The sequence below is a fragment of the uncultured Nitratireductor sp. genome (genome assembly GCF_913053745.1).
Classification (GTDB): Bacteria; Pseudomonadota; Alphaproteobacteria; order Rhizobiales; family Rhizobiaceae; genus Nitratireductor.
The window spans coordinates 1-9,735 of the sequence record NZ_CAJXGF010000157.1 but is presented as its reverse complement, the minus strand read 5'-3'; the positions used below and the strand labels follow the sequence as shown (position 1 = coordinate 9,735).

At 61.3% G+C, this 9,735-nt stretch carries 11 protein-coding genes and 1 pseudogene; 7 read left to right on the top strand and 5 right to left on the bottom strand.

Features of this window, described 5'->3' with window-relative positions:
- Positions 1-363: AsmA family protein (locus tag QZ638_RS19775; RefSeq protein WP_295813616.1), on the bottom strand; the 363-nt coding region annotated here is incomplete at its 3' end.
- Positions 364-463: 100 nt separating this feature from the next.
- Positions 464-1,882 carry an FAD-linked oxidase C-terminal domain-containing protein gene (locus QZ638_RS19770; protein WP_295813614.1) on the bottom strand — a complete coding sequence of 473 codons (1,419 nt, stop codon included), beginning with the start codon at positions 1,880-1,882 and terminating at the stop codon, positions 464-466.
- Positions 1,883-2,046: 164 nt separating this feature from the next.
- On the opposite strand from QZ638_RS19770, the gene QZ638_RS19765 reads away from it, so the two are divergent.
- The 3 genes from QZ638_RS19765 (at position 2,047) to QZ638_RS19755 (ending at position 4,588) form a co-directional block, all read left to right on the top strand.
- Positions 2,047-2,535, top strand: a complete 489-nt coding sequence (locus tag QZ638_RS19765; RefSeq protein WP_295813613.1) for a thioesterase family protein — start codon at positions 2,047-2,049, stop codon at positions 2,533-2,535.
- 8 nt (positions 2,536-2,543) lie between these two features.
- Positions 2,544-4,184 (top strand): chloride channel protein, encoded by a 1,641-nt coding sequence (locus QZ638_RS19760; RefSeq protein WP_295813612.1) that lies wholly within the window; start codon positions 2,544-2,546, stop codon positions 4,182-4,184.
- Positions 4,185-4,360: 176 nt separating this feature from the next.
- Entirely contained in the window at positions 4,361-4,588 is a 228-nt protein-coding gene (locus tag QZ638_RS19755; protein ID WP_295813611.1) for a hypothetical protein, read from the top strand.
- Between the two features lie 3 nt (positions 4,589-4,591).
- Here the strand turns inward: QZ638_RS19755 and QZ638_RS19750 are convergent, their stop codons facing one another.
- Complete coding sequence (locus tag QZ638_RS19750) at positions 4,592-5,470, bottom strand: dienelactone hydrolase family protein (RefSeq protein WP_295813610.1); 879 nt, start codon at positions 5,468-5,470, stop codon at positions 4,592-4,594.
- Between the two features lie 154 nt (positions 5,471-5,624).
- On the opposite strand from QZ638_RS19750, the gene QZ638_RS19745 reads away from it, so the two are divergent.
- Positions 5,625-6,038 (top strand): helix-turn-helix domain-containing protein, encoded by a 414-nt coding sequence (locus QZ638_RS19745; RefSeq protein WP_295813609.1) that lies wholly within the window; start codon positions 5,625-5,627, stop codon positions 6,036-6,038.
- 19 nt (positions 6,039-6,057) lie between these two features.
- Here QZ638_RS19745 and QZ638_RS19740 read toward each other — a convergent pair whose 3' ends face one another.
- On the bottom strand, positions 6,058-6,594 hold the full coding sequence (locus QZ638_RS19740) for a glyoxalase superfamily protein (RefSeq protein ID WP_295813608.1): 537 nt from the start codon (positions 6,592-6,594) through the stop codon (positions 6,058-6,060).
- A gap of 294 nt (positions 6,595-6,888) precedes the next feature.
- On the opposite strand from QZ638_RS19740, the pseudogene QZ638_RS19735 reads away from it, so the two are divergent.
- The 3 genes and pseudogenes from QZ638_RS19735 to QZ638_RS19725 all read left to right on the top strand — a co-directional run.
- Positions 6,889-7,446: pseudogene (locus tag QZ638_RS19735) on the top strand (ATP-dependent helicase); the annotation flags it as partial.
- A gap of 12 nt (positions 7,447-7,458) precedes the next feature.
- Positions 7,459-7,830 carry a GtrA family protein gene (locus QZ638_RS19730; protein WP_295813615.1) on the top strand — a complete coding sequence of 124 codons (372 nt, stop codon included), beginning with the start codon at positions 7,459-7,461 and terminating at the stop codon, positions 7,828-7,830.
- Positions 7,827-9,443 carry a hypothetical protein gene (locus QZ638_RS19725; RefSeq protein WP_295813607.1) on the top strand — a complete coding sequence of 539 codons (1,617 nt, stop codon included), beginning with the start codon at positions 7,827-7,829 and terminating at the stop codon, positions 9,441-9,443. The genes QZ638_RS19730 and QZ638_RS19725 overlap by 4 nt, the downstream gene beginning before the upstream one ends.
- Here the strand turns inward: QZ638_RS19725 and QZ638_RS19720 are convergent.
- A partial coding sequence (locus QZ638_RS19720; RefSeq protein WP_295813606.1) for an alpha-ketoglutarate-dependent dioxygenase AlkB occupies positions 9,409-9,735 on the bottom strand: 327 nt, incomplete at its 5' end. The two genes, QZ638_RS19725 and QZ638_RS19720, sit on opposite strands and share 35 nt — an antisense overlap.

The window sequence follows — 9,735 nt, the reverse complement described above, 5'->3', positions numbered from 1 at the left end:
GATGCCCCCATCCGCAGCGATCGCAATACGCGCCCGGGGACGGGTGAGTTGCATGTCGAAAATCAGCACCTCGCCACGCAGGAAAGGCGCAAGCTCTGCATGCATGGAAAATTCGTCAACGGTCATGCCGGGGGCCTCCGGCGTTTCGCCGGCCACCACGACATCGGTGAATGTGAGCGAGGGAAACGGCAGCAGACGTGCGCGCGCCGTGCCTTCCACCCGCACTTCGCGGCCCAGCACCCGCCCCGCTTCGCGCTCGAACGCGGAGCGGTAGTGATTCCAGTCGATGAAATAGGGCGCGACCAGCGCCGAGGTCAGCGCCAGCACCACGAGTCCACCGAAGAATACAAAAAGCCGGGCCAGTTCTATCTGTCTCCCTGGAGTTCGCCGCCTGCCGCTCTACACTAGTCCGATTTCAGTGGCGTTAAAGGGGCAGGCCGGCCGATGCTCTCACAATCCGCGCTTATGTGCGCCTTGTGCCGACAATCTTGCCGGGATTCATGATGTTCAGCGGATCGACGGCGCGCTTCACCGCGCGCATCACATCCACCGCATCGCCGAGTTCCTCTTCCAAAAACCGCATCTTGCCCTGGCCTATTCCATGCTCGCCAGTGCAGGTTCCGTCCATGGAAAGCGCACGGCGGTTGAGGCGCGTCACAAAAGCCTCCGCCTGCTCGATCTCCTCCGGATCGTCCATATCCATGAGGACCAGAACGTGAAAATTGCCGTCGCCCACATGGCCGAGCACCGTCGCGAGAAGACCCGTCTCGGCAATGTCCGCCTCGGTCTCGACGATACACTCGGCAAGCCGCGAAATGGGCACGCAAACGTCGGTTGAAAGTCCGCGTGTGCCCGGACGAAGCGCCACGCAGGCCCAATAGGCATTGTGGCGCGCCTTCCAGAGCTTTGTGCGCTCTTCGGCTATGCTGGTCCATTGAAACGGTCCGCCCCCGAACTCCTCGGCAATCTCGCCAAACGTCTCGGCCTGTTCCTTCACGCCGGCGTCGCTGCCATGGAATTCCAGAAACAGGCACGGACTTTCGGGATAGTCGAGGTCGGCATAGGCGTTGATCGCCTTCATCGCGAGTGCGTTGACAAATTCGATGCGTGCCACCGGCACCCCCATCTGGATCGTCGTGATGACTGCCTGGCAGGCCGATTCCACATCCGGAAACGGGCAGACGCCACCGGAAATCGCCTGCGGAATGCCGTAGAGCTTCAAGGTCATCGCGGTAATCACGCCCAACGTGCCCTCCGCGCCGATCAGAAGCCGCGTCAAATCGTAGCCGGCCGAGGTTTTGCGGGCACGCCGCGCCGTGGTGATCAATCGTCCATCCGGCATCACCGCCTGCAGGTTCACCACATTGTCGCGCATCGTTCCGTAGCGCACGGCATTGGTGCCCGATGCGCGCGTCGAGGCCATGCCGCCCAGACTCGCATTGGCGCCCGGGTCGATAGGAAAGAAAAGGCCGGTGTCGCGCAGATAATGGTTCAGGTCCTCGCGCGTCACGCCGGGTTCGACCGTGCAATCGAGATCTTCCGCGTTGACCGAAAGAATGCGATTCATGTTCATCAGATCGAGCGAGATACCCCCGGCAGGCGCGTTGACATGCCCTTCCAGCGAAGAGCCGGTGCCGAAAGGAATGACCGGCACGCGATGCTCGGCGCAGATGCGCACCGCGTCCTGCACCTCCTCCGCGTTGTTGGGGGCGAACACCGCGTCAGGCAATTGCGGCGGTATGTAGCTCGTGGAGTGGGCATGCTGTTCGCGCACGGATTGCCCTGTAACGAGACGATCCCCGTATCGCTGGCGCAAGAGATCCAGGACCAGTGCAATGCCGTCCTCGTTGCGTTCCACCTTCTCTAACTCCGCCAGCGCCATTCACATTCTCCAATCAGATGGTCCAACCCTTGCCGCGCAGGGGCGTTTTCGTTTCTATCCGAATCTGCCGCAATAAAGCAGTTTTGATGACAATTGCGATCGTTGTCTTCAAAACAAATGCCGCAAGTCGAACAACAGTCCACAGGCTAGGAATACCCAAAACAATGCAAGATGAAGCGCCCCATCGCTCCAGCATATTCGAACTGCAAAAGGACTGGATCGACTTCAACGGCCATCTGAACATGGCGTATTATACCGTTCTTTTCGACCGCGCATACGAAGAGACTTCCGAGCGCTTCGGCATGGGAGCCAAGTATGCGCAGACGCGGCGCCTGACCACCTATACCGCCGAAATCCATCTTTGCTATGTGCGCGAACTGCATCTCAGCGACCGCGTCCAAGGCACTTATCAACTCCTCGACCACGACGAGAAGCGCCTGCATTCCTATCAGGAGTTGCGCCATGCCGAAGAGGGTTGGCTGGCGGCGACCTGCGAAACGCTTACGCTTCACATCGACATGGCCGGCCCCAGGGTCACCCCCTTCCCCGATGATGTGGTCGAACGGATCGAGGCGGTGCATGCCGTGCACAAAAACCTGTCGCGGCCCGAACGCGCTGGACGGTCCATCGCAATCCGGCGGCGAAGGGGCTAGGGTCGGTTATGCTGGCCTCGTTCAAGCTTATAAAGCGTCTACCGCAGATTCTGCGGACATGGATAGAGCCGAATGTCAGCGCCTTTCTTAAGGCGCGTCTTCCGCTGGTGTGGGTTCTGTCGCTGTTCCTCGGGCTGGGTGTGGCTATCGCCGCAATCGTCTTTCGCGAATTGATCGGTGTGTTTCAGTTGTTCTGGCTGGGCACGCGTTCGGAACGGGTCTTCACCGCGGCTCTTTCGCTGCCCTGGTACTGGATCATGGCCGGACCGGTGGTGGGCGGTTTGTTGGTCGGTCTGTTGCTTACCCGGCTTGAAGCGCGGCGCACAGGCGCTGTGGCGGACGTGATAGAAGCGCGGGCGCTGTCGGGCCGCAAACTTCGGCTGCGCGACGGTTTGCTCTCGGCCTTCGTGACGGCGATGTCTCTGGGTTCGGGTGCAAGCGCCGGACGCGAAGGCCCGGTGGTGCATCTGGGTGCGGTGCTTGCCACCGCGATTGCCTGGCGCGCCGATCTGCCCGAATGGTGCCGGCGCACCCTCCTGGGAGCGGGCGTCGCAAGCGCCATCTCCGCTTCGTTCAACGCCCCCATCGCCGGCGTTTTGTTCGCCCACGAGGTTATTCTCGGGCACTACGCCATGCGCTCTTTCGTGCCCATCGTCATTGCATCGGCGGCGGGCGCGGTGGCATCGCGATTGTGGTTCGGCAGCGCCGCGGCCTTTCTCGTTCCGACACACCAGATCACTTCTTTCTGGGAGTTCCCCGCCTTTGCCTTGCTTGGCGTCACGGCCGCGCTGGTGGCCATCCTGTTCCAGTTCTCCCTGTTCGTCTCGGATTACGCCGCCCGTGGTGTGCGCATTCCTCTTTGGACACGACCATTGGTCGGCGGCGTGATCGTCGGCGGCATTGCCGTGGCCTTCCCTCATGTTCTAGGCGTCGGCTACGAAATCACCGACATGGCGCTTTGGAACCGTCTGCCCCTCGTCACCATGCTGGCGCTCATTGTCGTAAAGACGGCGGCGACCTCGATCACGCTGGCCATGCGCTTCGGCGGCGGCATCTTCTCGCCGGCCCTGTTCCTGGGGGCCCTGACCGGCGGGGCATTCGGCATCATCGCCGCGTCCGTCTTTCCCACCATGGCGTCGAGCGAAGGACTTTACGCAATTCTCGGCATGGGCGCCGTCGCCGGAGCCGTTCTTGGCGCCCCGATTTCCACGACTGTCATCGTCTTCGAGTTGACCGGCGGTTACGAACTCTCCATTGCGCTGCTGCTGACCGTCGCCGTCGCCCACGGCATCACGCAGACCATCCACGGTCATTCCTGGTTCCAGTGGCAGTTGGAGATGCGCGGCCTGTTTCTTGTGGAAGGACCGCATAAGGCGCTCGGCCACGTCATTCGCGTGATGGATTTCATGGAGCCCTTGGAAGATGAGGACGCCCCCGTCAGCTACGACCCCGAAACCGGCGCTCCCTCGCTCAGGCCCACCGACACGCTGGAAGCATCGCTACGGGCTTTCGACAAGGGAGGGCATGACCGTCTGCCGGTCGTCGACCCGAAGGATTCCACCAGGGTCATCGCCTTCGCAAGTCATGTCAGGGCACTGCGCTTCTTCAATCGCGCTCTCGTGGATATGAGTGAGGAAGAACACAGATAAATCTTAATTTCCAAAGGTTTACCGAGTTTTTCTGGCAACGAACACTTCATTAACCATGATCAGACGGGCCGGATCTTTGCACAAGTTTAACCATGCAGCCGGCTTGAAGCGCCCTCACCCCGCGCCGACCATCTCGAACGAACACAGTCGATTCGCCGGTTGCGAGAAGCCAGGTGTTGAACGAGGAAGCCAAAGCCCTGTCGAACAGTCTCGCGCACTCGCACGAGATCTCCGATTATGACTTCTGGCGCGCTTTGAAGTCGATCGAGGACGAACTCTATTGGCTTCAACGCAAACACCGGCCGATTCCCATCGACCTGATCTATGTCCGCGCCATCGTCCGCTCCGCGCGCCAGAAGCGTCTGTGCCTGGATTATGACCCCTCGCCTTTCGGCGCCATTTGACAATCAGGCCAGGTTTTCCTTCAGGAAGGCAACCGTTCTTTCCCAGGCCAGGTCGGCAGCTTCCTTGTCGTAGCGCGCTTCCGACGTGTCATTGTTGAAAGCGTGGTTCACCCCCTCATAGACATGGATGGTGAAGCTCTTGCCGGCCTCTTCGAGCGCGCCGCGATAGGCATCGATACCGGCGTTGATGCGCTCATCCAGCCCCGCATAATGAAGAAGCAGCGGTGCCTCGATTTTCGAAACCTGTGCGGCGTCGGCCTGCCGACCGTAATAAGCCACGCCCGCATCGAGTTCCGGATCGTTTACTGCAAGCTGATTGACGAGGCCTCCCCCCCAGCAGAAGCCGATCGCGCCGACATTGCCATTCGACGCATCGTGCCCGGCAAGGAACGCCTGCGTCAACGTCGCGTTGCGCACAGTCTGGCCGCTGTCGAGCGCGCCGATCATCTCGCGCGCCTTGTCTTCGTCTTCAGGCGTGCCACCGGAGGGCGAGAGAAAATCGGGCGCCAGGGCCACGAAACCTTCCAGCGCCATCCGCCGCGCCACGTCGCGAATATGCGAGTTGAGCCCACGGTTTTCGTGAATGACGATCACGGCGGGCAGTTTTCCATCCGCTTCGGCCGGACGAACGAGGTATCCCATCATGTCCCCGCCATCACCGGGATACGTGATGTCTTCTGCCACCACGCGTGCGTCGTCCTCCGCGACCATGGCCGCGCGGGCTGTGCTTGCGGCAAGCATGGGGACGATTGCCGCCGCCGCGGCGCCCGAGCCCGCCAGTTTGGTCAATTTGTTCATGAAAGCGCGGCGATCGAGCGTCAGGTGCGTGTACTCGTCATAGGCATCGATCATCGCCTGGGTGATCTTCGGCTGATCCTGCATGAATTCCACTCCCATTTGTCGGTTGGTTCCCGCCGGACTCCAAGTTAGAGCCGGCGGCGCAAAGGTCCATTCACAGCCACGTGAGCGGCGGCGATCCTTTTGCCCGCGGCTGGCAATGCCTATATTCACGGCGAACGCGAAAGGAGCCGTGCCCATGTGGTCCATCGGAGAATTGTCGAAACGGGTGGGCGTAAAAGTGCCGACGATCCGGTATTACGAAGAAACCGGACTGATCGAGCCGCCCGAGCGTTCCTCCGGCAATCAGCGACGCTATGGCAGACAAGCGATGGAGCGCCTCACCTTCATCAGGCACGCTCGCGACCTCGGCCTGGGCATCGAAGCCATTCGTTCTCTGATTGACCTGAGCGGCCATCCTGAAAAGCCCTGCGAAGCAGCCGACAGCATCGCGCGCGAGCACCTGACGGAGGTGCGCGAACGCATCGCGCGCCTCCAGAGGCTCGAGCAAGAATTGCAACGCATTGTCGAGAACTGCGACAGCGGCGCAATGTGCGATTGCTATGTTCTGCGCGCGCTCTCCGACCATTCGCTATGCGAAAGCGAGCACTGACGGGGCCTGATCGCTGCAATCAGTCTTTGCTCTTTTCAATGAAGCGAAGTCGATTGCTGAATGGATCGATTACGCCGAGTTCCAGTCCCCATTCCGCCTTTTCGAGACCCGGACGATTGTATTTGTAATGCCGTTCATGCAGCTCCGCGTGCAGCGCCTTGATGCCGGTCATGAAGACCACGGCATTGCCGCCGGGTGTCGCATCGCCGGAATGTTCGCTCAGATGCAGGCTGAGGTCACCGCGTGAAACCTGCATGTAAAGCGGCATATTGGGAGCGAAGCGGTGCTCCCAATCGACCGCAAAGCCCAGGAAATCGAGATAAAATTCGCGCGCTTTCGCTTCATCGAAAATCCGCATAATCGGGATTGCCGGCTGGAGAATTATTTCTTCTCCCGCGGGTTCGGCGATTTTGGAAGCAAGGATATTCCAGTTATCGAAGCCGAATTGTCGGGCAACGATCTCCAGCGCCTCGCTGTGCGAAATGTGAACGTCTTTGTCGGCAAGCGCTGAGCGCATGGCTTTCGCCATGGCTTTTGCGTTGGAAAACTCACGCATGTCCAAGGTCCTTCATCGCGGCGAACAATCCACCAGTGTCCGCATTGCCGATGTCCTCGCCGTCCGTGAAAGGAACCAAGGAGACAATCAGAACGCATTCGCCATACCCTTTGCGGGCGCGGACTGCAGGCTGCGTTCGACCTGATTGCACCCTGACGCGACGGTCATGAAACGTCAATGGGTTCTGCATCTGCTACTTTGCCGGTTCAGCACCTCTTGGTTCAAGGAGCGCAAACCGGTACAAATGGAAAACATCCTTGGGCTTTGCCCCCCGAATCACCATATGCAGGTGCGATGTCCGGCTTTCCTGACGATATTCCGTTCTTCGATGAAGACGATCCCGCTCCCACCCCTCCGGCTGCGCAAAAACCTTCCGGCATAGCCGCGCGCGCCATGGCGGCCCGTACGGGCGGTCCCGATACGCGTTATCTCGACGCGCTCAATCCCGAGCAGCGCCTCGCGGTGGAAACCATCGAGGGACCGGTTCTGGTGCTTGCCGGCGCCGGCACCGGCAAGACCCGCGTTCTGACCACGCGCATCGCGCATATTCTGGCCTCCGGCCGCGCCTATCCCTCGCAAATTCTCGCCGTGACCTTCACCAACAAGGCCGCGCGCGAGATGAAAGCGCGCATCGGCACGCTGGTCGGTGAAGCCATCGAGGGCATGCCCTGGCTCGGCACGTTCCACTCCATCGGCGTGAAGATCCTGCGCAGGCATGCGGAACTGGCGGGCTTGAAAAGCTCATTCACCATTCTCGACACCGACGACCAGATCCGCCTCTTGAAGCAGATCATCCAGGCCGAAGGGCTCGACGACAAACGCTGGCCGCCGCGCCAGTTCGCGCAGATCCTTCGCTTCGGCTTCGTGGGACTGTCGGCGACCGTCCTTTATGTGATCCTTGCGTTCTCCTTCGCGAGGGCGTTCGACCAGTGGCCTTCGGCGGCCAGCGCATTCGGCGCCTATCTTGTCGCCGGCCTGTTTTCCTATCTCGCCCACAAGCTCTTCACATTCGCCTCGGAAGGCAGTCACGGCCGCGAGGCGCCGCGCTTCATGCTTGTAAGCGCCGCCGGATTCGGCCTTGCCGCGCTTCTGCCGTTCGTCCTGCATGACATGATGGGCCTGTCGCTTGCGATCCCGGTCCTGCTGACCGCGGTGCTGGTGCCCATGATGAACTTCGTCGCCCTGCGCTGGTTCGTTTTCGACCGCGCGGCTGCCGGGCGGGACGGTCTGTCATGACAATCGAGGAGACTGCGGCGCGGTCTCCTGTCCGGCCCTCCGGTTTGGTTGCCGGAGTGAGGCTCCGGGCCGTTTCCGCGGTCCTGTCGATCGCCATCCTGGCGGTCTCCGCCTGGAACATTTTTCTCAACAACGGCACGCATCAGGACGTCAGCTGGCTCCTGACGGTCGGCGAGAAGCTTCTGTCCGGACAGAAGCTCTATGCCGACGTGATCGAGACGAATCCGCCCTTTTCGGTTTATCTCTACCTGCCGATGGTCTGGCTCGGCACAGTGACCCCGCTTTCCGCGGAACTCTGGACCAAAATCGCGACCTATATCTGGATTCTGTTCTTCGGCGCTGCGGCCTTGCACACGGCACGGCGCCTTCGCCTGCTCGGCGCGTCCGAAGCGGCGATCCTCGTGCCTGTCGGCATATACGCGTTCCTGCTGCTTTCGCCCTACACCTTCTCGCAACGCGAGCATTTCGCGGCCGCAAGCGCGCTCCCCATGCTGGTTCTTGCCGGCTGGCGGATGACCGCCGGAAGCCCCGGACGATTGCGTGTTGGCTGGATCCTTCTCGCCGGTATCGGCGCAGCCGCCACGATGATGGTGAAACCGCATTACGCGCTGGTATTCCTGTTGCCCTATCTGCTTGCCGCGTGGTCCGCGCGTTCCTTGCGCGTTGTGTTCGCCTTGGAGGTGATCGCCGCCGCAGTTGTAGTGATCGCCTATGGCGCGGCGGTATGGGTGTTCCACCCGCTCTACCTGACGCAGATGGTTCCGCTCCTGCTGGACGTCTACGCCTTCCGCCGGTCGCTTCCGGTCCTGATATTCGCGCTGGACTGGGAGCAGCTCGTTCTCGGCGGCGCGCTGGCGGTGCTTTTCATGACCGTCGCGCCGAGGCGCGAGAACACGCTGGCATATGCTCTCGGCGCCGGCGCCTTCGGATTCTTCTGCGCCTTTCTGCTTATCGGCAAGGGCTGGCCCTATCACTCCATGCCCGGCCTTGTGCTCACCCTGATCGCGATCGCGATCGCCGGGGCGCGCTGGGCCTTGGCGGAGATCGAGAAAAACGGCGAAATCCCGGTCAACGCCGCTTTCATCGCCGTGATCGTCGCCGCGGGCATGGCCGTTTCGCAAACGGCCCTGTCCTGGAGCGTCTACAAGCCGCCGGCGGCTATGGTTTCGAAGCTGAACGCCGTCGTCGAAAAACCGGTGGTCGCATCCGTTTCGCATGACATCGGAACCGGCCATCCCTGGGCGCGCAGCCTTGGCGGAACCTGGATCGAGCAGATGTGCTCGGAATGGCTGATCATGGGCGGCGAATATGCGCTTCGCGATCCACAGCTGCCTGCCGCCGACCGTCAACGCATAGAGATGCGAATGGACGAAGCCGTCGCGCGCAAGGTCGCGGACTGGAAGGCGTCGCCGCCCGACATCGTATTCCTCGATATTGACCCGATCAGAAGTATCGCTGCCTTGCTGGAGAACCCGGATCTGGCGCAGCTGCTCGAGAACTACGACACCGTCTTCGAGGACGAGCGGGTGAGGATCGCGCTCAGGGTCGACCTTTTGCCGGCCTGGCAGGCGGCAAACGCTACGGTTTCGTCACCCGGCGCAGCGTCAGATTGATCCGTCCGCCGTTCTTCAGCAATGCCGAGGTTGCAGGGTAGATCCGGTCGACCCCGTGAAAGCAAAGCCGCCCCGCGCCGCCGAGCACCAGCACGTCGCCGCTGACCAGCTTCAGCGAGACTGTTCGCCCCGACCGAGTCGTCTCGCCGATACGGAAAAGGCATGTGTCGCCGAGCGAGACCGACAGCACCGGCGCGTCGAAATCCTCCTCGTCGCGGTCCTGGTGCAGGCCCATCTTAGCCGTGTCGTCGTAGAAATTGATCAGGCAGGCTTCAGGCGGATGCGGATAGCC